The sequence below is a fragment of the Rhodococcus sp. NPDC057135 genome (assembly GCF_042670865.1).
Taxonomy (GTDB): domain Bacteria; phylum Actinomycetota; class Actinomycetes; order Mycobacteriales; family Mycobacteriaceae; genus Rhodococcus_F.
In genome coordinates this window covers 106,109-128,484 of record NZ_JBHUUU010000003.1, presented here as the reverse complement: position 1 = coordinate 128,484, position 22,376 = coordinate 106,109, and the positions used below count along the sequence as shown (strand labels likewise).

The window sequence follows — 22,376 nt, the reverse complement described above, 5'->3', positions numbered from 1 at the left end:
GCACCCCTACTTCGGGCTGTGCGAGCGTCGCCTGTTGGCGTCTGCGCCCCGATACCAGGACAATGGCAGGGTTGGCGTCAGCCGACAACGCGGCGCAACGCTCTGTGGCTGCCTCGTTTGCTTCACTAGGAGGATTCCGTGACCGACGGACCGTTGATCGTCCAATCCGACAAGACGCTGCTGTTGGAGGTCGACCACGAGCGTGCCGGCGATGCCAGGCAGGCAATTGCCCCCTTCGCGGAACTCGAACGGGCCCCGGAACACGTCCACACGTATCGCATCACTCCCCTGGCATTGTGGAATGCCCGCGCCGCCGGGCACGACGCCGAGCAGGTTGTCGACGCACTGGTGTCGTTCTCGCGGTTCGCCGTGCCACAGCCTCTCCTGGTCGACATCGTCGACACGATGGCCAGGTACGGACGCTTGCAGTTGGTCAAGAGCCCGGTGCACGGTCTCATCCTGGTCAGCCTCGACCGCGCGGTACTCACCGAGGTGATGCGACACAAGAAGATCTCGCCGATGCTCGGCGAGAAGGTCGACGACGACACCGTGATCGTGCACCCGAGTGAGCGCGGCCGCCTCAAGCAGATGCTGCTCAAGGTCGGCTGGCCGGCCGAGGATCTCGCCGGCTACGTGGACGGCGAAGCGCACCCGATCGATCTCGCTTTCGAAGAGGGCCACTGGGAACTGCGTGACTATCAGCAGATGGCAGCGGATTCGTTCTGGGCCGGCGGCTCGGGCGTCGTCGTGCTGCCATGTGGCGCCGGTAAGACGATGGTGGGCGCCGCAGCGATGGCAAAGGCCAAGGCCACCACACTCATTCTGGTGACCAACACCGTTGCCGGTCGTCAATGGAAGCGTGAGCTCATTGCTCGCACGTCGTTGACCGAGGAAGAAATCGGCGAATACTCCGGCGAGCGCAAGGAGATTCGGCCGGTCACGATCGCCACGTACCAGGTGATCACGCGTCGCACGAAGGGCGAGTACAAGCACCTCGAACTTTTCGATTCCCGAGACTGGGGACTGGTGATCTACGACGAGGTACACCTGCTCCCCGCGCCGGTCTTCCGGATGACGGCAGACCTGCAGTCACGCCGCCGCCTCGGTCTGACCGCGACGTTGGTTCGTGAGGACGGACGCGAAGGCGACGTCTTCTCGCTCATCGGCCCCAAGCGCTACGACGCTCCGTGGAAGGACATCGAAGCGCAGGGCTGGATCGCACCGGCCGACTGCGTCGAGGTGCGAGTGACGATGACGGACGCCGAACGCATGTCCTATGCCGTCGCCGAACCGGAGGAACGCTACAAACTGTGCTCGACGGCGCACACCAAAATCGCTGTCGTGAAGTCGATTCTGGCCAAGCACCCGGATTCCCCGACGTTGGTGATCGGCGCGTATCTCGATCAGCTCGACGAACTCGGCGAAGCCCTGAACGCCCCGGTGATCAAGGGATCCACCAAGAACAAGGAACGTGAGATCCTGTTCGATCAGTTCCGGAACGGTGAGATCCAGACGCTGGTGGTGAGCAAGGTCGCGAACTTCTCGATCGACCTTCCGGAGGCGTCTGTCGCCGTGCAGGTTTCGGGAACCTTCGGATCGAGGCAGGAAGAAGCTCAGCGACTCGGACGCCTCCTGCGACCCAAGCACGACGGCGGTCAGGCGCACTTCTATTCGGTGGTCTCCCGCGACACTCTCGATGCGGAGTATGCGGCACATCGTCAGCGATTCCTCGCCGAACAGGGCTACGCCTACCGGATCACCGACGCCGACGACCTGCTCGGACCTGCAATCGGCTGAGCATTTCTGCAACACGTTCCAGAAATAAATGGACATACGTCCAGTTATCTGTAGAGTGTGCCCTGTCACAGTCGTGTCCATCGGCCGGGGGTCACCAGCACCATGCGCTCAGTTCCACGTCTACGGGGTCGGCTCGCCGGAACCATCTCGCTGCTGACTGCCGCCGTCGTCGTCGCCACGACCGGCGTCAGTGCGGCGGCACCGAGCCCATCTCCTACCGCGCAGAACTCGGTGTACGCACTTGCGAACGGCTGCTACGCGCTTCGCACGGAGTCCGGCGACTTCGTGCGTCGTGGCGGACCGGCGTACCTCACCGACGCCACGAAAGCCGCCGACGCCGAGCCCTTCCGCCTGCATGCGGCCCAGTTGGGTCGTTTCATGCTGTACGGCCCGGACGGGTCGAGGCTCTCGCACGACGGAGCAGACTCCGTTCTCGCCACCTCCGAAGCAACTCCAGCCACCGACTGGACCGTGATGTCCACCGGCGAGTCCTTCGTTCTGACCGCAACCTCGAACGGCCGTCAACTGATCTCGCGAGATTCGACGCTCACGATGTCCGATCCCGGTGACGTTCCCGAATCTGCGTTCACTCTCGTCCCCCGCGATGGCTGTGCCGATTTCCCCGAAGCCGAAGTGGGCGCAAACGGTATTCCCGGAGAAATCGGACCGAATGGTGAAGTCACGGGATTCATCGACACACACGTGCACATGAATGCTTCGGAGTTCATGGGTGGAAACCTGCACTGCGGCAGACCTTTCGACCCCCAAGGTGTCACAGCTGCACTCGTCGACTGCCCGGACCACCAACCCGACGGAATACCGGCACTCCTCGAAAACGTTCTGTCGTACGGAAATCCCTTCGAAACTCACGACACCACGGGCTGGCCGAGCTTCGCCGACTGGCCGGCCCACGATTCGCTGACGCACGAGCAGACGTACTACAAGTGGGTCGAGCGGGCCTGGCGCGGCGGACTGCGAATCTTCACCAATCTCTTTGTCGCCAACCGTGTCCTGTGCGAGCTGTATCCGAGCAAGCGAAATCCCTGCGACGAGATGGAGACCGTCCGGATCCAGGCGCAGCAGACACGCGACCTCCAGGACTACATCGACGCCCAGTACGGCGGACCCGGCCGCGGATGGTTCCGCATCGTGAGCTCCCCGGAACAAGCCAGGAAGGTGGCCGCCGACGGAAAGCTGGCCGTCACCCTCGGAGTGGAAGTATCCGAACCCTTCGGTTGCTCTGTGCGTAACGGGATTCCGCAGTGCACCGAGGACGACATCGACCGCGGTCTGGACGAGTTGTACGACCTGGGTGTCCGGCAGATGATCGTCACGCACAAGTTCGACAACGCTCTCGGCGGTGCCCGTTTCGACGGCGGAATCACCGGCGTGGCCGTCAATATCGGCAACTACCTGGGCACCGGGGAGTTCTGGCAGTCGGAACCCTGCACCGGAGTTGCCGAGGACAACGTGCTGCCCACCAAGGTCGACGGCGCACAGAATCTTCTCGCAGTACTCCCGCCCGGCGTGACGCTTCCGGTGTACCCCGCTGGTCCGCAATGCAATTCACACGGCCTGACCGACCTGGGCGCATACACGATCAGAGGTTTGATGGACCGAGGAATGATCGTCGACATCGACCACATGAGCGTCAAGACCGCCGAAGCAGCACTCGACATTCTCGAAGCTGCGAACTATTCCGGCGTCGTCTCGAGTCACAGCTGGAGCGACCCGAGCCTCTACAAGCGGATCTACGCGCTCGGCGGATTTGTCGCCCTGTACGCCGGGCAACTGGACGCATCGGACGAAAAGCCCGAAGAGCGCGGATTCATCGACCAGTGGCGCGACGCGCGGGCAATGCGAAGCGAGAACTACTACTTCGGTTTCGGCTACGGCGCCGACACCAACGGCTTCGGTCCCCAAGCCGCACCGCGCGGTGACGCCGCCGAAAACCCGCTGCACTATCCGTACACCGCCTTCGACGGCACGGTCATGGACCAGCAGCGCGCCGGCACCCGGGTTTTCGACGTGAACACCGTCGGCGTGGCGCAGTACGGGATGATTCCCGACTGGATCGCGGACATGCGCATCGCCGCGGGAGCCGACGGCGACACCATCGTCGAGGACATGAGCCGCGGCGCCGAGGCTTACCTGCAGATGTGGGAGCGCGCGCGAAACTAGCTACGCTGGTGGACGGTCCCCGGGCGATCGGGGGCCGGTCCTAGATCGTCCGGCACCACCCGAAGGATTTTTTTCGTGGCTGACTTCCAGTTCACTGTCGACAAGGCTCACGCCAAGTCGGTCAACGACACACTGGCCGACGTACGCCGCCTGCAGATTTCTGCGGTGATCTTCGCGATCGTCCTCGCCGCGGTCGGGGCCTGGCTGATCAGCATGGGCGAGGTGTGGTCCATCATCATCGGCGCGGTCCTGGCCATCGGTGCGGCCAGTTCCCTGTGGGTGGCCGTGTGGGCACCTCGCAAGGTGGGAAGCGTCGAATCTCTGTATACGGACAACCCGCTGGTCCCTGCGATCGTCACCGAGGTCCACCCGCGTGCGGCGACGCTGACCGCGCTGATCGACATCGCGAAGCCCAATGCAGGGGCACCGAAGTACGCACTCGTCAGCCGCAATGTTCGACTCAACCCGAAGTGGCGAGTCGGCGACCGCATTCCGTCGGTTGCACTGCGTTCGGATCGTTCCACCCGCAGCAAGGCGGACACCTGGCAGATGGTCAGCCCCATGCCGATCGAGTGGGGAACCAAGGACTCGGCGGTTTTGGCACGGGCTGTTGCGTCTGTCAGTGCGAGCGAGTGGAACTTCCTGCAGAGCCGGATCCCCGATTCCGAAGAAGTTCGCACCCACCCCGATCGCCGGGTTCTGATCAACCCGGCCGATCTTCCTGACTCCCTGCGCTAGCCGTTCAGCTACGCGAGCGCGGGCAGTACTTCCTTCTCGAACATCTCGATCCCCGACGTGTCGTACGCAGCCTCGGGGAAGTAGAAAATTCCGTACTCGAGGCCCTGCGCTTTGAGCGCCGACAGGTTCTCGATGATCTGCTCCGGCGTACCCACTGCCGGCATTCCGCGGAACGCATCGAGCGACGCATCCGCAGCAGCTTCGCCGACCAACGGCGTCAGCCGGGATTTCAGTGTCTCCAACCGCTGAGCCACTTCGGCTTCCGTCGCGCCGATGGCGACGTTGTAGTTGGCCGAACGGACGATGGCGTCGAAGTCGGTACCGACGGTGTCGCAGTGCTTCTTCAGGATCTCCGACTTATGTGCGAAGCCGTCCGGGGTGCCGTCGAAGTTGGTGTACTGCGCGTACTTCGCCGCGATCTTGAGTGTGACCTTCTCGCCGCCGCCGGCAACCCAGATGGGAATTCCGCCCTCTTGCAACGGAAGTGGACGGCACAGCGCTCCGTCGACCTGGTAGTACTTGCCGTCGAGCGTCGCACTTCCCTTCGACCACGCCTGCTGCATGATCTGGATTCCTTCGTCGAGTCGACCCAGACGCTCACCGGCAGAGGGGAATCCGTAGCCGTACGCGCGCCACTCCTGCTCGTACCAACCGCCACCGATTCCCATTTCGACGCGTCCACCCGTGATCAGGTCGGTGGTCGCGGCGACCTTGGCCAGGTACGCCGGGTTGCGGTAGCTCATGGCGGTACACATCTGGCCGAGCCGGATACGCGACGTCGACGCACCGAGTGCGGCCATCAACGTCCACGCCTCGTGAGTCGCTTCTTCCGTCGGCTGGGGGACGGTGTGGAAGTGATCGTAGACCCACACCGATTCCCACGGTCCTGCCTCCGCGCGGAGCGTGAAGTCTCGCATCACTTCCCACTGCTTCGCGGGGTCGATGCCGACCAGGTCCAGACGCCAGCCTTGAGGTACGAACAGTCCGAATCGCATGTAGCGAGCCTACCTATCGTTTCCCGACGCGCGAGCGGGGCGACACCCGCGGAGAGTAGACCGGGATGAAGCGGAACATCATCGCTGCACCTGCGAACGAGGTCGCACCCAGTGCAGCGAACGCCCACCCGAGCGGGAACACCGCGGCAAGGAGACCGATCGCGAGCGGCCCACCGAACATGCCGGTGTCGTGGGTCAATCGCCAGGCAGCGAGGAACTCGGCGCGTTCTTCGGGTGGGGCGATATCAGCACCGAGAGTCATGATCACGCCGTTGCCCAGTCCGTTGCCGATCCCCATCACGACAGCGACCACGGTCAGCCCCACTGCACTCGTCGAGAACGGCAACAGTAGGTACGAGACACCGATCACCGTCAGCGAAGGCACCGCGACCAACCTGCGCCCGTATCGGTCCATGATGTGCCCGGCCGGATACGAGCACAGCAGATCCACTGCCGCACCGATACCGAAGATCACACTCACCTGGGCCGCATCCAACCCGAGGTGCAATGCCCACAGCGGCAGCACCGCCTCCCGCGAAGCACGGGCGGCGCCCATCAGCAGGGAGCCTGTCCCGAGCGTCGACAGTGCCACACGATGGCGGCGAAGGATGTCCGGGAGGGTTGCGTGCGCGTGATCACCGTTGCCCGCCTGCGCCTTTCGTGGCGGGTCGGGAACGCGGGCCATCAGCGCCCCGGCGAGTACGACGCCCACCAACTGGACCAGGAATCCTCCACGCGCGCCCAGCAGAAGAATCACGCCGGCTCCGATGAGCGGCCCCAGGAAGAACCCCAACCGCCACATCGCGGCGAATGACGACATCGCTCGGGCCCGTAGGCCGAGTGGCACGGTCTCGGCGAGGTAGCTCTGCCTCGCGAGGCCCCACACCGCATTCGCCAGTCCGGTCAGCAGAGCGCCGATACCGAGCATCCAGGGAGTCTGCGCAAGCAGACAGATCACGACTCCGGTCGCGCCCAAAGAACTTCCGCCGATGATGGACCGACGCTCGCCGAATCGCGACACTATCCGGCCGGCGGGGAGATCGCCGAGGACGGCCCCCAAACCGCCGAGTGCAACGATCAATCCGGCAACGGCTACCGATGCACCGAGGTCGCGGGCGGTGACGGCCATGATGGGGGCGGCCGCGCCCTGACCGATTCCGAAGATGGCCGCCGGTACGAAAACCGTTGTGATCAGCGGTTTCAGTCCGGCGATCGACGGCTGTTCCTTGGGCAGTGTTTCCGTCACGCGCTCACTTCTGCCGCATCAGCGGACCGGGAAAACCGGTTCGCCGGGCGGCCCAGGCCGTAGTGGCCGCGCAGTGTGGCTTCGGTGTACTCAGTTCGGAAGAGCCCGCGGGACTGCAGAATCGGCACGACTCGGTCCACGAAGACCTCCAACCCTCCGGGCAGATAGGGCGGCATGATGTTGAAGCCGTCCGCAGCGCCCTTGTCGAACCACTGGGCCAACTCGTCGGCCACCTGCTCGGGTGTCCCGGCGAAGGTACGATGCCCGCGGCCGCCACCGAGTTTGCCGATCAACTCCCGAACCGTCAGCTTTTCGCTCTCTGCAAGATCTTTGACGAGTTGGTATCGACTCTTGTTCCCCTGAATCCGATCGATGTCCGGCAGCGGTGGCAACGGGGCATCGAGAGAATGCTCAGTGAGATCGACACCGACCATGTTCGAGAGTTGGCGCAGTGAATACTCGGGAGAAATCAGGTCCGTGAACGACTGCTCCAGAGCCTTCGCTTCTTCTTCCGTATCCGCGATGAAGGGAACGATGCCTGGCAGCACTTTGATCTCGTCGGGACTACGTCCGTACTTGATCAGCCGAGATTTGAGATCGTTGTAGAAATCCTGCCCCTGTTCGAGAGTCCGTTGAGCGGTGAACACGGCTTCGGCGTACTGCGCGGCAAAATCCTTGCCGCTCTCGGAGGAACCGGCCTGCACGAGCAGCGGACGTCCCTGCGGGGACCTCGGCGAGTTGAGCGGGCCGGCTACCGTGAATCGATCACCGCTGTGGTCGATGCGATGGACACGATCCGGGTCGGCGAAGATTCCGGTCTCCTCGTCCAGGACAACCGCGCCCTCTTCCCAGCTGTCCCAGAGTCCGAGTGTCACGTCGAGAAACTCCTCGGCCCGCTCGTACCGACCACTGTGCGTCGGTACTGCATCGAGGCCGAAGTTCGCGGCCTCGTCAGCGCCGGCCGACGTGACGATGTTCCACCCGCCACGTCCCCCACTGATGTGATCGAGGGACGCGAACTTCCTTGCAAGAGTGTACGGATCGCTGTAACTGGTCGACGCGGTTGCGATCAGGCCCACTTTGTCGGTGGCTGCAGCGATCGCGGAGAGCAAGGTGACGGGTTCGAAAATCGCCTGTGTGTTGTACTTGACCCGGGGGCCCACTGCCAGGCCGTCGGCGAAGAACACCGAGTCCAGCTTTCCTCGTTCGGCGATCCTCCCCAACTCCTGGAAGTGCTTGACGTCCAACAGGTTGGCAGCGTTTGTACGAGGATGGCGCCACGCCGCCTCATGATGGCCGACGCCCATGAGGAAGGCGTTCAGATGGAATTGTCGTTCGGACATGAGTTCGCAGAATCTTTCCGTGAAGGTGCAGATCAGGTGGTGACGCGCCAGCGTGAGAGCCGACGTTCGATCAGGACCAGAATCGCGTTGATTGTCAGACCCAACAACGAGATCGCGACGATCCCCGCATACATGTTCGGGATCTGGAAGTTGAGTTGAGAAGCGGTGATCAAGTACCCGAGACCGGCTTTGGCACCGACCATCTCGGCGGCGATCAGCACGAGAATCGACGCCGCGGCGGACATGCGGATTCCGGTGAAGATCGTCGGCACCGCAGCCGGGAGGACCACCTTCTGGAACAGCCGAATCGAGGAGAGTCCCAGCGAGGCTGCGGACTTGATCAGAAGCGGATCCACGGTGCGCACACCGGAAATGGTGTTGAGCAGAATCGGGAAGGTGCAAGCGTAGATCACCAGGGCGATCTTCGATTCCTCACCGATTCCCAGAATCAGCACGAAGACGGGCAGCAGAGCCAAAGCTGCCGTGTTGCGGAACAGTTCGAGAATCGGATTGAGGAAATCGGAGATCGGGCGGTACCACGCGATTGCAATGCCCAACGGGATTGCAATCGCGATGGCCACGAAGAAACCGGTCAGCGCACGCGTCAAACTGGCCGAGACGTGCTCTTGCAGTTGACCGTTCCCGGCAAGAGTGAGGAACGCGGACACAACCTCACTGAATGGCGGAAGGAAAACCTTGTCCACCACACCCAACCGGGGCGCCGCTTCCCAGATCCCGAGGAAGACGGCGATGGCTATCGACGGCTTGGCAATTCGCCACGCGGCGGAGCCCACGTAGCGCGCTGCCTTACCGGAGGATTTACGCCCCTTACTTGGTGCCGGCGTCTGGTCGGGCAACGGTTTCGGGTCCAGGACCACTTCCGGCGTCGCCAATGCGCTAGACATGTGCAACCTCCTTGGCTGGGTCGAGCTCTCCGGCCCGTGCGCGTTCCACTTCACCGTGCAGCAGGGTCCAGATCCGGTGCCGGAACACACGGAACTCCTCACCGGATCGCACGTCGTCACCGGACCTGTCGATATCGATGTCGACGATCGTCTTGACGCGCCCCGGCCTCGACGTCAGCACGGCAACTCTCTGCCCGAGGTAGATGGCCTCGTCGATGCCGTGCGTGATGAACAGGATCGTCTTGCCGGTGGCTTTCCAGATACGTAGAAGCTCGTCCTGCAGAGACTCTCTCGTCTGTGCGTCCAGAGCTGCAAAGGGTTCGTCCATCAGCAACACTTCGGGATCGAATGCCAGGCTGCGAGCAATCGCAACTCGCTGCTTCATTCCGCCGGACAACTCGTGCGGATAGCGGTCGGCAAATCCTTGCAGACCGACCAGTTCGAGGTAATGCTCGGCGAGTTCGCGTCGCTCGCTCTTCTTCACGCCCTTCGCTTCGAGTCCGAACTCGATGTTGTGACGCGCAGTGCGCCACGGTAACAACGCGTACTGCTGGAAGACTATCCCGCGGTCCAGACCGGGCCCCGTGATCTGCTTGCCGTCCAGAAGGATTCGACCGGACGTGGGCGAACTCAGTCCACCGAGAAGGTCCAACAGAGTCGACTTACCGCAACCACTCGGCCCGACGAGGACCAGGAACTCCCCCGGCGCCACGTCGATGTTGATGTCCTCGACCGCGGTGAAAACTTCGTCGGTCCCACGAATATCGAACTGCTTGGTGACGTGCTCGAGCCGTAGTTTCGGTTCTGTGCTCATTTTGCGGCCTCCAGTGCCTGTCCGTCAGCGCCGCTGTCGGGTGAATACGTTCCGTTGGCGTATGGATTGAATTCGTTGGTGTAGATGTCCGACGGCTTCAACTTGCCGTCTTCGAGTTCGCCGTTGCGGGTCAGCCAGTCGATCCACGTGCTGATCTCGGTATCGGTGATCGTTCCACCGGGGCCGGCAACTCCCGGGCTCTTCCAGTAGCTGATCAGCTTGGTGTCCTCGTTGCGTCCACGACTGTTGACGATGGACGTCAGCTTGGCCAGCACTTCGTCACGCGGATGCGTCTGAGTCCAGCGGATCGCTCGCGCGGTTCCCTGCACGAAATCGGCGACCGCTTCCTTGTTCTGCGCGATGTACTCGTCACGAAATACCAACGTGCCGTATGTGAACGAGCCGAACAGGGATTCGTCGGTGAAGAGCTCCCGCAGACCACCTCGTTCGAGTGCGGAGTCACGGAAGACCGAGCCGAGAGTCGCGACGTCGATCTGCCCCTGCCGCAGCGCTTGCTCCGTGTTGACCGGCGGCACCACGATCAGTTCCACCTGCTTGATCTCGTCCGGCGTAAGCCCTTCCCGCGCAAGCCATTCACGAACGACGAACTCGTGGTGCGCCCCGAGGGTGTTCATCCCGACCTTCTTGCCGATCAGGTCTTTGGCCGTTTTGATCGGACTGTCGTCGAGTACGTAATACCCGTTGAAGCTCTGCTTGTCAGAGCCGTAGTACCCGATTACCGAGGTGATCGGTGAACCCGCGGAAGCCAACTTCACCACCGCACCGTTGAACGCTCCGCCGAAGTCGGTTTGACCGGTCGCGGCATTCTGAATGCTCTGAGGACCGCTGGTCGTGTCGCCGATCCAGTTGAGTTCCACGTCGTTGAAGTAACCCAGATCGGCAGCGAGTTCGGGGAACAAGACCTGTCCAGTGCTTCCCTCGTACCGCAGGACGGTCTTGCCGTCGGCGGTCTTGACGACTTCGTCGGAAGAGCCCGAGCAGGCAACGGCAAAGCTGGACAGAGTGACAAGGGCGACGACCGCGGCTACCGAGCGCGCGAAACGAGGGCGAATCATGAAGTTGCTTCCTGTAGAGGATGATTGGTGCAGTTCTCGGCTACACCTGTCCGGATCGCCGTACGCGGCGCTCGGCACAGGCAGGTGTGGGGAATGTCAGTTCAACGACAACAGTTGAACGACATCAGCGTGAAAGACCGAAACACGTGACACTCCAATGAATGTGAAGACAGAATCGAGCAGTAAGCAGTGCCGAAACCATACGTCGGCACCCACTACCTGGGTCAACGGTTACATTCACGCCTGATTTAATGTGTGAAGTCCGTATCATGAGGGCATGCTTTCGCCGAGTGCCGCGCAGGACTTCGAGCAACATCGTGGTCATCTGACATCAGTGGCCTACCGCCTCACCGGAAGTTTCAGCGACGCTCAGGACGCGGTGCAGGAAGCATGGATACGGCTTCAAGTAGCCGAAACCACGCGAGGTGAAGAGTTGCAGATCCGCGAGCTGCGCGGATGGCTCACCACTGTCGTCGGCCGAATCTGCCTCGATCATCTCAAGTCGGCCGCGGTGCGTAGAGAAAGCTATGTAGGACAGTGGCTTCCGGAGCCGATCGTCACACCCGTCGACGCCACCGCGAGCACACCCTCAGCGACACCCGATCCCCTCGAGTACGTCGTGACGCAGGAACAGAATCGTTTTGCGGCCCTCGTCGTCCTGGATACCCTCACGCCCGCTCAGCGCGTTGCCTTTGTCCTCCACGACGGCTTCGACGTACCTTTCGCCGAGGTGGCCCGCATCCTCGACATCGAGGTTGCCGCTGCCCGTCAGTTGGCCTCGCGGGCCCGTAAAGCCGCAGCGTCGGCGCCCGTCCCGGTCAGCAGCGAGGAACATTCTGCCGCCGTCGAGCGATTGGTCACTGCTATCGCGAGTGGAGATCTGAACGCCGTGATCGAAGCACTAGATCCCGATGCCGTGCTGATCGGCGACGCAGGCGGAACCACCCGCACGGCGGTCAACGTCGTCCGCGGCAGTGATCGTGTGGCGCGGTTCTACCTGGGGTTGGCCCGCAAGTACGGACCGGCGGCGCTGTTTTCGATGTCACCGGTTCTCGTCAACGGACAACTCGGTGGTGTATTCGCCGGCTCACCCGGAGATGACCGGTACCCGCAGTTCGCCGCTCGAGTTGCCGGCTTCACGGTTCGCGACGGAGTTGTCTGTGCCGCCTACGACATTGCGAATCCAGCCAAGTTCAGTGCCGTCCCGATGCTCGATCACACCGAACCCGAGCGCAGGTAGCGAGACTCCCATTCTTCGAGGTGAGACCTGGACACCTGCGTGCCGAACCACAGTCGGTGCAGCACATCCGATCCCAGGTGATGCAGTGCGGTGTGCGTTCTCCACTGCTGCGACGCCCACTCGGGTTCGTTGTGGGCGGCGTCGATCCCGGCCATCGTGCTGCCCCGTAGTTCGAAGTCCAGGTCGCGTCGAAGCTCCGAAAGCTCGGACCAATTCGCTTGTGGTGCATAGTGCCTCGAGCGGATTTCGGTCAGCAGCTTGAACAGGACGCTGTCGGCACGCTCGTCGACCCAGATCAGAGTGCGTCGATGTGCCCCGCGCCCGACCGTCCACAGGACGATCAACGCCACGACGACGCCGATTGCCGTCTCGAGCATGCGGCTGAGGATCAGATGCTGGACGGTCCCGTGTGCACCACCGGCAGCGCCGAGGAGAATTGCCAGAGCGGTGATGAAGATGACGGCGATCCCGTAGTTCCGCACCAGGAACAGTTCGATCCCCGCCATCAGGACGGCAAGTACCGCCACCAGCCACAGACCGGTCGGACTCCAGGCGTATATGGCGCCCAACAGAATCAATCCGAGGACGGTTCCGCCGATGCGATGGATTCCGCGATAGGTGCCCAGTATTCGATCCGGTCCTTGATGCAGGACCATCGCCGCGGCGATCACCGCCCAGTCCGGGCGATCGATACCGAGTAGAACGGTGAGGGTTCCCGCCGCCATACAGGCGATGGACAGCCGAAGTGCCGTGATCGACGCTCGGCTGGACGGATTGCAGGCGCGGAGAAACCGATACCGGATCGTCGGGTCGGGCAGGGGTGGATGGGCCCCGACCTCGTCGACGTCGAACGCGGGGTCCGCCATGAGTTCGGGATCGTGGTCGTCGGAGATCGCCCTGGCCATCGCGATCTGCGCTCGTTCGAGTTCACGGGTCAACGGGTGGTCTTTCCCGACGATTGCGCCGCGGTAGAGGCACTGCCACGCGTCGTGCAGCCGAAGTGCTGCAGCGTGCCGTTTGTCTCGCGTCTGCTCCGGCGGGGCGTACTTCGCCTGCGCTTCCGTGTACTCCGCAACAGCCGAGACGGCTGCCTGTACCGCGCTGCGTTCGATCGCTCGCGGTGCCCACAGGATCCCCGTCATCGAGACGACGACCGCGCTGATCCCACCGATTGCCGTCCACATCGCGACCTCGACCGGCGGCTGGCCGGGAGTAGCGATCACCGAACTGATCTCGGTGGTGAGCAACAGGAAGAACGCGCCCGGTGGGCCTAATCGAAGCGCGTCGACGGTAAAGGCGCAGGTCGACACCACGACGGCCATGATCAGCACGACAAAGACGAGCAGCACCGTCGGCGCGCCTTCGGAGATCGCTCGGTGGACCGGCTCCCCCACCGATGCCCCGATGAAGGACAGGGTCGTCAGCGCCGTCGCGGCGATACCGACTGCCTTCCACCTGCTCCGGTACGGACGTCCCTCACCGTAGATCGACGCGAATGCACCGAGTCCGACCAGGAGGGACGAGGGCCCGTATCCGAGCAGGGTGGCGACGGCCGCCGGAATCGCCAAGGCGAGTGCGACCCGAACTGCTCCGGGATACCGGTTTCCCACCGGCGGCAATCCGAACAGGACGCTGCGAGCCGGACGCGGCGCCGGGAGGAGGTTGGACTCGTGACCCGCTGATGTTTCTTCGGGGTCCACTGCCCATCCTTCGCGCCGGTTCGATCGTGTCTGTGCCGTCCCATTCTTGCGGGCGGCCGCCCTGGTATCCGAAGCGGGTCTGGAGGTCGATTCGGCCACCCGCTTATTGACACTGCGTCAACAGTGTGGATGATAGGTGGAGCCAGATCCGCTCGTGGGTCGCACTTCATCGATCGGGAGAAATCACGATGACGCAAGGATCAACCGCAACCCGAACCACCGAACGACGCTCCCCGTGGATGGACGACGAATTGGAGGCCGTTGGCGAACTGGCGAAGAACTTCTTTGCCAAACACGTGACACCGCACCAGAAACGCTTCGCGTCCCAGGGTTTTCCCGACAAGTCCGCCTATCGGGAACTCGGGACGCTCGGGCTCGCCGGCATGTCGATCCCCACCGAGTACGGCGGCGGAGGAGGAACTTTTGCGCACGATGCCGTGCTGTTCCACGAGCAGGTGATGGCGGGTGATCATTCACTCCAACTCGGTGTGCACTCGGGAATCGTGCCGCACTACCTCAATGCCTACGCCGATCACGACCACAAACTGCGCTGGCTACCGAAGTTGGTAAGTGGTGAGTGGGTGGGCGCAATCGCCATGACCGAACCCGGCACCGGATCCGACTTGCAGAACATCACCACCCGCGCCGTCCGCGACGGCGACGACTATCTGATCAGCGGCGCAAAGACATTCATCTCCAACGGCCGCAATTGCGATCTGGTGATCATTGCCGCCAAAACCGATCCGAGCCTCGGAGCGCGCGGGGTATCGCTCATCGTGGCCGAGGTCGACGACAACACACCGGGTTTCGAGCGCGGACGAATACTCGAGAAGGTCGGACAGAAGGGCCAGGACACCACCGAGTTGTTCTTCGACCGCTTGCGGGTGCCGGCGACAAACCTGCTCGGAGACCGCGAAGGCGCAGGATTTGCGCAGCTGATGCAGCAACTACTGCCCGAGCGATTGATCTGTGGGGTTGCGGCCACTGCGGCAATGGAGCGTGCAGTCGCCCTCACCGTGGAGTACACCAAATCGCGAAACATGTTCGGGCAAACACTCTTCGACCTGCAGAACACCCGCTTCGAACTTGCCGAGTGCGCGTCCATCGCTCGAATCTCGCGAACGTTCATCGACGACTGCATCGTCAAATACCTCGCCGGGCAACTCGACGCGACCACCGCCGCGATGGCCAAGTACTGGCTCACCGATCAGCAGTGCGCCGTGATCGACCGTTGCGTACAACTGCACGGCGGTTACGGCTACATCCTCGAATATCCCATCGCCCAGATGTACGCCGACGCTCGTATTCAGCGAATCTACGCCGGTTCGAACGAAGTCATGAAAGACCTCGTGGCGAGATCACTCTGAGCAATCAGGAGCCCGCCTCGCAAGCCGGCAACACTTCACGCACGATTGCCAGCAAGCTGCGGACCAGCAGAAGGTGCACCTGTTCGCGGTCGAGCGAACCGGTCACCAACCACTGCTTACTGGCAGCCTTCGCCAATCCTCCGTACGCCACGATCATCGAATGAACAGCAGTCTCGCTGCCTTCGCTCGGTCGAATCTCGAGCGCATCCATCATGCGTCGCGCGGCAACGTCGTCCGCGTCCTGCAGGATCCGATCCATCTCGGGATCACGGCGGAGGTCGTCGGACATGACTGTCGAGATCCACATGTCGCGATGACGCCAGGCGACGTCGAGCCACCGATCGATCACGGCGTCGATTCGCTTCTCCTGGCTCGCCGATCGCGGAATGCGGTCCACCGCCACTTCGGGGATGAAGACGAATCGCCGCACGACGTCGAGATACAACTCCCGCTTGGAGCCGAAGTAATGATTGAGCAGCGGACGACCGACGCCTGCAGCCTTGGCCAACTCGGTCATCGAGACGTCGGCATAAGACCTCTCCTCGAAAACTTTTGCCGCGCTGACAATGATCTGTTCACGTCGGTCCTCGGGTCCGAGGCGTTTTCCGCCCGTGGCAGGAGCCGACGTCATTCTTTCCTCGCGGGCGTGCTGTTGACCGTCGCCTGCGCCTCGACCATGAGCGAAATGTGCTCCACCAAGCGCTTTCGAGAGATTTTGGAGGACGGGGTGTGCGCCTGATAGATGAACGCGAGTGCACCGAACAGCCCCACCGAGTTGAGTTCGGAGTTGGTGGAGTCGGCCGCCTCGCCGCCGTACATCAGCTCGAGCGACGCGGAGATCGGATTGGTGAACTCCGCCATCAGTTCTCGTCCTCGGTCCCACAGTGCAGGTTCCGCCTGGGATTCGACGAACATGATGCGTCCACGTCGGGGATCCTTGAAGACATAGCTGGTGAAGGCCTTCACCACGTGGCGAATCAGAGCCGACGGTTCGGAAGGTGCGGCCTCGAGAGCGTCCAGAATGGTGTCACGCGCACCGAGAACGACCTCGTCGAGAACGGCGACCAACAGTTCGTCACGAATGGCGAAGCTCTCGTAGAAGTACCGTTCGGTCAGCCCAGCCTCGCGGCACGTCGCCCGCATGGTCGCGGCCGCCGCACCCTCGGTGCCCATGATCTGCAGCCCGGCTTCGATCAACTGTGCCCGGCGCGCGGCGCGGCGATCTTCCGGTTCCTGTCCACGCCACCTGCGCGGGCCGGTGCGCCGAGCCTCGGTATCCGTCATGTCCCCATCGTCTCACTGGCCGGCAGTGCTCTCGACCTCAGGTTATCGCGAAGACCTTCGAGGGTGAACTGACATCGCCCGATATCAGTCAAGCCAATTCTGACATCAACCGCTGTTGACATCACCTGATGTCAGACTTACTCTTCGTTCAGTTGTTCACGCACCAATCAGGAGGCGTCACACATGGTCGACATCGACCCAATCTCGGGGCCATCGGCCGGTGAAGAGGAAACTCGAACCCGCCGAACACGAGTCGTCGTCATCGGAGCCGGCTTCGGCGGCATCGGAACTGCTGTCCGCTTGAAGCAATCCGGGATCGACGACTTCGTCGTTCTCGAACGCGCCGCGGAGCCCGGGGGTACCTGGCAGGTCAACACCTACCCCGGTGCACAGTGCGACATCCCGTCGATTCTGTATTCGTTCTCATTTGCGCCCAATCCGAACTGGACGCGGCTGTACCCGTTGCAGCCGGAGATCTACGACTATCTCCGGGACTGTGTCCACCGCTTCGGACTCGCCGGTCATTTCCACTGCAACCAGGACGTGACAGAAGCGTCGTGGGACGAGCAGGCCCAGATCTGGCGGGTACACACCGCGGAAACCGTGTGGGAGGCACAGTTTCTGGTCGCGGCCACCGGCCCGTTCAGTGCCCCCGCCACCCCCGACCTCCCCGGACTCGAATCGTTTCGTGGTCAGATGTTCCACACCGCGGATTGGAACCACGACCACGACCTTCGCGGCGAACGCATAGCCGTGGTCGGCACCGGCGCCTCCGCAGTGCAGATCATCCCCAGACTGCAACCGCTCGCGAACTCGCTGACCGTATTCCAGCGGACACCGACGTGGATCCTGCCGCACCCGGATCAGCCGATGACGGGCTGGCCCAGCGCGCTGTTCGAGCGGGTACCGCTCACCCAGCGACTCGCACGCAAGGGACTCGACCTACTTCAAGAAGCCCTGGTACCCGGATTCGTGTACAAGCCGTCACTGCTCGCAGGGTTGGCCGCACTCGGCCGGGCGCATCTTCGTCGGCAGGTGCGCGACCGGGAGCTTCGCGCAAAGCTACTCCCTCACTACGCATTCGGATGCAAGCGTCCGACGTTCTCGAATACCTACTATCCCGCGCTGGCGTCACCCAACGTGGAGGTGGTGACGGACGGAATCGTCGAGGTACAGGAGCGCGGCGTACTCACCGCGGACGGCACTTTCCGCGAAGTCGACACCATCGTCATGGGTACCGGTTTTCGCATGGGAGACAACCCGTCCTTCGACATCATCCGAGGTACGGACGGCCGCAGCCTCGCGCAGGCGTGGAACGGCAGTGCCGAAGCCTTCCTCGGCACCACCATCAGCGGGTTTCCGAACTTCTTCATGATCCTCGGCCCCAACTCGGTGGTCTACACCTCGCAGGTCGTCACGATCGAAGCGCAGGTCGAGTACATCGTGAGCTGCATTCTTCAGATGGACGAGCGCGGCATCGGCAGCATCGACGTCCGCGCCGACGTGCAGCGCGAATTCGTGCGTGCGACCGACCGCCGACTCGCCACCAGCGTGTGGAACGCGGGCGGGTGCAGTAGCTACTACCTCGTCGACGGCGGCCGCAATTACACCTTCTATCCCGGATTCAACCGATCCTTCCGCGCCAGGACCAAACAGGCCGACCTCACTCACTACACGCAGGTACAACCCGTCTCGTCCACACCACTCACCACTGCTCGAGAAACCGTGAGGAGCCGATAATGCTCGGCATCAACGCCTTCCGAGGCACGCCCGTCATCGCACCGTCCGGCGCTCGCCGCTACACCGACGAAGCACATGCGATCGCCGCCCGTGACGTCGAATTCGACTGGGACGGTGTACCACTGCACTACGTGCCGAACGAACCGATGGTCACCCACGTCATCAACTTCATGCATCTCGTGTTACCCGAGGGAGAGCGAGCCATGTCTGCGACGCTCGCTGAAGCGCTCCCTCTCATCGAGGACACCCGACTGCACGAAGAGGTGGTGGGATTCGTCGGCCAGGAAGCAACACACGCGTCGTCGCACAAAGGTGCACGCGAACATCTTGCGGACCTCGGCATGGACATGAAACCGATGGCACGCCGCATGGACTGGCTCGTGGACAAGATATTGGGCGACAAAGGATTGACCGGAAAAGCCAAGCACGCCTGGCTCTGTGAACGTCTCGGCTTGTTTGCTGCCATGGAGCACTACACGGCAGTGGTCGGGGAATGGCTGCTCACCGATCCCGCTCTCGAAGATGCCGGCATGCACCCGATGATGCTCGACATGGTCAAGTGGCACGGCGCCGAGGAAGTCGAGCACCGCAACGTCGCTTTCGACGCCTACATGTACGTCGACGGTAGCTACGCCCGACGCGTTCGCACCGCGCTGCTCGCCAGCTTCACGTTGTTCGTACTGTTCATCGCCTCGATGAATTACCTTTTCCGGCAGGACCCGTCGAAGGCGAAGGGTCGACTGTGGCCTCTGCAACTGATCAGTGCCACTCGTCGTGGACTGGTACCGAACATGAAATTCCTGATCACCGAGATTCCTCCGTATCTGCGGCCGAGTTTCCACCCTTCCCAGATCGGGGACATGGACGTCGCGATGCGCTACCTCGCTCGCTCGCCTGCCGCCAATCGTTCCTCCGAAGTGAGTGAAAGATGAGCAAGACGACTGCCGACAGCCCCCACGACGCACCCGCCTTCACGCCGACTCGGTCGTTGAGGTTTGCCGCGCAGGCCACGGGCGCATACCGTCGGATCTTTGCAACCAGTCCTGCAGCGCAGATACTTTCGCGTCCCAACCCGGTCCGCTACAGCGGGTTCGACATGACACTGGACGTGAAGTCCGTCCGGTTGGAGTGTGACGACGTCCTGAGTGTCACCTTGACTCCGAGGGAAGGCATCGCCCTCCCGTCGTGGATTCCCGGCGCCCACCTCGACGTCTTTCTCCCCTCGGGAAGGCAACGACTGTATTCGCTGTGCGGCGACCCCGAGGATTTGACCTCGTATCGGATCGCCGTCCGAAGGATAGACGAGGGCGGTGGCGGCTCACGCGAGATCCATGAGTCGCTGAAACCTGGAATGGTCGTGGACGTCAGAGGACCGCGGAATGCGTTTCCGTTTGTCGCGGCTCCGTCGTATCTCTTTGTTGCGGGCGGAATCGGAATCACTCCGCTCCTTCCCATGGTGCAGCGTTGTCACCGTCGGGGAATCCCCTGGCGATTGGACTATCTCGGACGAACTCGCGCAACCATGCCATTTCTGAACGAGATCGAGGAGTATTCCAGCGGGCAGGTAACCATCCGACCGGACGACGAGTTGGGCTCGCCGGATGTCGAAAAACTGCTCTCCGCTGCGGATCCCGGCGCCGCGGTGTACACGTGCGGACCGGCGCCGCTGATGAACATGGTGCGCGCAGCAGCCTTCACGAGCAACCCGACCGGATCGGTGCACAGTGAGCGCTTCTCGCCGCTACCGGTAGTCGACGGCAACGAATTCACTGTGCACCTGGCGCGCACCGGCCTCACCGTCGATGTCGGCGAGTCCGAAAGTGCCTTGGCGGCAATACGACGCGCACTTCCCGGCGTCGCGTATTCCTGCCAACAGGGCTTCTGCGGTACGTGCAAGGTCCGGGTGCTCGCCGGGACCGTCGATCATCGGGACACCCTTCTCACCGAATCGGAACGCACCGATTCGATGTTGACCTGTCGATCACGTTCCACGGGTAAATCTTTGGTGGTGGACCTGTGAAGCGAAAATTCCCGCTCGCGGCGGCCGACGCAGACTTCATCCGATCCGCGCCGCTGGTGATCACTCACCGGATCGAGTCCGAAGCGACGTGCGAAAGCTTGTGGCGGACGTTGACCTCGGACGGTGCGCTCGCGTCGTGGGCGCGCGGCATCACCGGATCCGACTGGACCTCGGCCAGACCATTCGGCATCGGGACGACGCGAACTGTGCGGGCCGGCGCCTTCGCCGCACTGGACGAGAGGTTCTTTCGCTGGGACGAGGGCAACCGGATGTCGTTCTACGTGGAGTCGGCGTCACTTCCGGGATTCAAGCGTTTCGCCGAAGATCTGGTGCTGGAACCGACTTCGACTGGAAGCCTTCTCACCTGGACGTTCGCTGTGCAGGCGCAGCCGTGGTTCGCCCCGATTCTGTCTCCGGCCAGACCGATCCTCGACCGCGTGACCCGCAACTGGGCCGACGGCGCCGTCCACCACACACTTCAGGGGACTCCGCGATGACAACAACCGAGATCGACACGACCGCGCAGGCGACCGACGTCACGGTGACGCAGGCAGTGCGCGAAGCTCGAGTCGCCGCCGCGTGGTGGGCGGAACTGACATTCGAGCAACGCGCCCGCCGACTGGATCGGTGGCGAGGAATCATCGCTCGTCGAGCATCCGAACTCGCCGACGTCGTTCACCGGGACATGGGCAAGCCTCACCCCGACGCAATGCTCGAAATTGCCATGGCGCTCGAACACCTCGCGTGGGCGTCGAAGAATGCTCGAAAGGTGTTGGGCAGGCGCACCGTCGGTTCCAGTCTGTTGACGATCAATCAGGCCGCCTCGGTGGAGTATCGGCCTCTCGGAGTGGTCGGCGTGATCGGTCCGTGGAACTATCCGGTCTTCACCCCACTCGGTTCGCTCTCGTTTGCCCTGGCTGCCGGCAACGCTGTTGTCTACAAGCCGAGTGAGTTCGCACCAGGTGTCGGTGAATGGTTGGGCCGAGCATTTGCCGAGGTCGTCCCTGAACATCCTGTGCTGCAAGTTGTCACAGGTGACGGTGCGGTCGGCGCGGCGCTGTGCCTGGCCGGCGTCGACAAGATCGGGTTCACCGGGTCCACTGCTACTGGCAAGAAGGTCATGGCAGCCTGCGCCGAGACCCTCACACCGGTGTTGATGGAATGCGGCGGCAAGGACGCACTCGTCCTCGATGCCGACGGAGATGTCGGCGCCGCCGCGGATGCTGCGGTGTGGGGAGCGTTGTCCAACTCCGGTCAGACCTGTCTGGGCGTCGAGCGTGTGTACGTGCACGAACACGTCTACGACGAGTTCCTCGACAAGACAACCACTCTGGCCGCTCGAATTCATGCAGGTTCTGATGCCGACGCCAAGATCGGTCCGATCACCATGCCCTCGCAAGTCGCCATCATCCGGCGTCACATAGACGACGCGGTATCGCGGGGTGGATGTGTCGTTCTCGGCGGGCTCGGCACGATCTCCGGTCAGTACGTGCAACCGACCATCATGGTCGACGTGCCCGAAGACAGCCTCGCCGTCACGGAGGAGACCTTCGGCCCGACGATGACCATCACCAAAGTCAGCTCGATGGACGAGGCGGTGGAGTTGGTCAATGCGTCGCCATACGCCTTGGGAGCAAGCGTGTTCGGCAAGGACGGAGTATCAATTGCAGGTCGACTCCGATCGGGAGGAGCGTCGGTGAACTCCTACGTGATGTATGCCGCAGTTCCCAACCTGCCGCTGGGTGGGGTCGGAGCATCCGGTTTCGGACGCGTTCACGGCCCCGACGGACTGAAAGAGTTCACCTATGCCCGTTCGATGACCAGGCAACGGTTCCGTTCGCCATTACCGCTGACGACGTTTCGACGGACCGCCCGAATCGACTGGCTGGTCAAAGTTCTCATACGCGCTCTACACGGAAGGCACTGAAGC

General features: G+C 62.7%; 19 protein-coding genes. 10 read left to right on the top strand and 9 right to left on the bottom strand.

Annotated elements, in window-relative coordinates; translation table 11 throughout:
• The first annotated feature begins 138 nt into the window (after window positions 1-138).
• From ACFT1A_RS06020 to ACFT1A_RS06010, 3 genes are all read left to right on the top strand, one after another.
• Window positions 139-1,797: a DNA repair helicase XPB gene (locus tag ACFT1A_RS06020; RefSeq protein ID WP_019744947.1), complete on the top strand. Its 1,659-nt coding sequence runs from the start codon at window positions 139-141 to the stop codon at window positions 1,795-1,797.
• Between the two features lie 102 nt (window positions 1,798-1,899).
• Window positions 1,900-3,978 carry a peptidase gene (locus ACFT1A_RS06015; RefSeq protein WP_378446228.1) on the top strand — a complete coding sequence of 693 codons (2,079 nt, stop codon included), beginning with the start codon at window positions 1,900-1,902 and terminating at the stop codon, window positions 3,976-3,978.
• A 75-nt stretch (window positions 3,979-4,053) separates the two neighbouring features.
• Entirely contained in the window at window positions 4,054-4,716 is a 663-nt protein-coding gene (locus tag ACFT1A_RS06010) for a DUF3239 domain-containing protein (RefSeq protein ID WP_378446227.1), read from the top strand.
• An 8-nt stretch (window positions 4,717-4,724) separates the two neighbouring features.
• On the opposite strand, the gene ACFT1A_RS06005 is transcribed toward ACFT1A_RS06010, so the two are convergent.
• Genes ACFT1A_RS06005 through ACFT1A_RS05980 form a run of 6 tightly spaced genes read right to left on the bottom strand, consistent with a single transcriptional unit; the run spans window position 4,725 to window position 11,095 of the window.
• Entirely contained in the window at window positions 4,725-5,711 is a 987-nt protein-coding gene (locus ACFT1A_RS06005; protein ID WP_378446226.1) for an LLM class F420-dependent oxidoreductase, read from the bottom strand.
• A gap of 13 nt (window positions 5,712-5,724) precedes the next feature.
• Window positions 5,725-6,957 (bottom strand): MFS transporter, encoded by a 1,233-nt coding sequence (locus ACFT1A_RS06000; protein ID WP_378446225.1) that lies wholly within the window; start codon window positions 6,955-6,957, stop codon window positions 5,725-5,727.
• Window positions 6,954-8,300, bottom strand: a complete 1,347-nt coding sequence (locus ACFT1A_RS05995; RefSeq protein WP_378446224.1) for an LLM class flavin-dependent oxidoreductase — start codon at window positions 8,298-8,300, stop codon at window positions 6,954-6,956. The genes ACFT1A_RS06000 and ACFT1A_RS05995 overlap by 4 nt, the downstream gene beginning before the upstream one ends.
• A gap of 32 nt (window positions 8,301-8,332) precedes the next feature.
• Window positions 8,333-9,205: an ABC transporter permease gene (locus ACFT1A_RS05990; protein WP_378446223.1), complete on the bottom strand. Its 873-nt coding sequence runs from the start codon at window positions 9,203-9,205 to the stop codon at window positions 8,333-8,335.
• Window positions 9,198-10,019, bottom strand: coding sequence for an ABC transporter ATP-binding protein (locus ACFT1A_RS05985; protein WP_003940477.1), 822 nt, complete (start codon window positions 10,017-10,019; stop codon window positions 9,198-9,200). Before ACFT1A_RS05985 ends, ACFT1A_RS05990 begins: the two co-directional genes overlap by 8 nt.
• Window positions 10,016-11,095 (bottom strand): ABC transporter substrate-binding protein, encoded by a 1,080-nt coding sequence (locus ACFT1A_RS05980; RefSeq protein ID WP_378446222.1) that lies wholly within the window; start codon window positions 11,093-11,095, stop codon window positions 10,016-10,018. The genes ACFT1A_RS05985 and ACFT1A_RS05980 overlap by 4 nt, the downstream gene beginning before the upstream one ends.
• 277 nt (window positions 11,096-11,372) lie before the next feature.
• Here ACFT1A_RS05980 and ACFT1A_RS05975 point away from each other — a divergent pair, with 277 nt between their 5' ends.
• A complete protein-coding gene (locus tag ACFT1A_RS05975; protein WP_378446221.1) occupies window positions 11,373-12,335 on the top strand; it encodes a sigma-70 family RNA polymerase sigma factor in 963 nt (320 codons plus the stop codon).
• Here ACFT1A_RS05975 and ACFT1A_RS05970 read toward each other — a convergent pair.
• A complete protein-coding gene (locus ACFT1A_RS05970; RefSeq protein ID WP_378446220.1) occupies window positions 12,311-14,035 on the bottom strand; it encodes an FUSC family protein in 1,725 nt (574 codons plus the stop codon). The two genes, ACFT1A_RS05975 and ACFT1A_RS05970, sit on opposite strands and share 25 nt — an antisense overlap.
• A 239-nt stretch (window positions 14,036-14,274) precedes the next feature.
• Between ACFT1A_RS05970 and ACFT1A_RS05965 the strand changes: the two genes are divergently transcribed.
• Entirely contained in the window at window positions 14,275-15,402 is a 1,128-nt protein-coding gene (locus tag ACFT1A_RS05965) for an acyl-CoA dehydrogenase family protein (protein ID WP_378446535.1), read from the top strand.
• 4 nt (window positions 15,403-15,406) lie between these two features.
• Here the strand turns inward: ACFT1A_RS05965 and ACFT1A_RS05960 are convergent, their stop codons facing one another.
• Together ACFT1A_RS05960 and ACFT1A_RS05955 are read right to left on the bottom strand one after the other, a co-directional pair.
• On the bottom strand, window positions 15,407-16,033 hold the full coding sequence (locus tag ACFT1A_RS05960) for a TetR/AcrR family transcriptional regulator (RefSeq protein WP_378446219.1): 627 nt from the start codon (window positions 16,031-16,033) through the stop codon (window positions 15,407-15,409).
• Entirely contained in the window at window positions 16,030-16,686 is a 657-nt protein-coding gene (locus ACFT1A_RS05955; RefSeq protein ID WP_378446218.1) for a TetR/AcrR family transcriptional regulator, read from the bottom strand. Before ACFT1A_RS05955 ends, ACFT1A_RS05960 begins: the two co-directional genes overlap by 4 nt.
• Window positions 16,687-16,869: 183 nt before the next feature.
• Between ACFT1A_RS05955 and ACFT1A_RS05950 the strand changes: the two genes are divergently transcribed.
• From ACFT1A_RS05950 to ACFT1A_RS05930, 5 genes are read left to right on the top strand one after another with little or no spacing between them, the layout of a single operon-like run.
• Window positions 16,870-18,426 (top strand): flavin-containing monooxygenase, encoded by a 1,557-nt coding sequence (locus ACFT1A_RS05950; RefSeq protein ID WP_378446217.1) that lies wholly within the window; start codon window positions 16,870-16,872, stop codon window positions 18,424-18,426.
• Window positions 18,426-19,358 (top strand): metal-dependent hydrolase, encoded by a 933-nt coding sequence (locus ACFT1A_RS05945; protein WP_378446216.1) that lies wholly within the window; start codon window positions 18,426-18,428, stop codon window positions 19,356-19,358. The genes ACFT1A_RS05950 and ACFT1A_RS05945 overlap by 1 nt, the downstream gene beginning before the upstream one ends.
• Window positions 19,355-20,446, top strand: a complete 1,092-nt coding sequence (locus ACFT1A_RS05940; RefSeq protein WP_378446215.1) for a PDR/VanB family oxidoreductase — start codon at window positions 19,355-19,357, stop codon at window positions 20,444-20,446. Before ACFT1A_RS05945 ends, ACFT1A_RS05940 begins: the two co-directional genes overlap by 4 nt.
• Complete coding sequence (locus ACFT1A_RS05935) at window positions 20,443-20,943, top strand: SRPBCC family protein (protein WP_378446214.1); 501 nt, start codon at window positions 20,443-20,445, stop codon at window positions 20,941-20,943. Before ACFT1A_RS05940 ends, ACFT1A_RS05935 begins: the two co-directional genes overlap by 4 nt.
• Window positions 20,940-22,373: an aldehyde dehydrogenase family protein gene (locus ACFT1A_RS05930; RefSeq protein ID WP_378446213.1), complete on the top strand. Its 1,434-nt coding sequence runs from the start codon at window positions 20,940-20,942 to the stop codon at window positions 22,371-22,373. The genes ACFT1A_RS05935 and ACFT1A_RS05930 overlap by 4 nt, the downstream gene beginning before the upstream one ends.
• Window positions 22,374-22,376 lie beyond the last annotated feature (3 nt).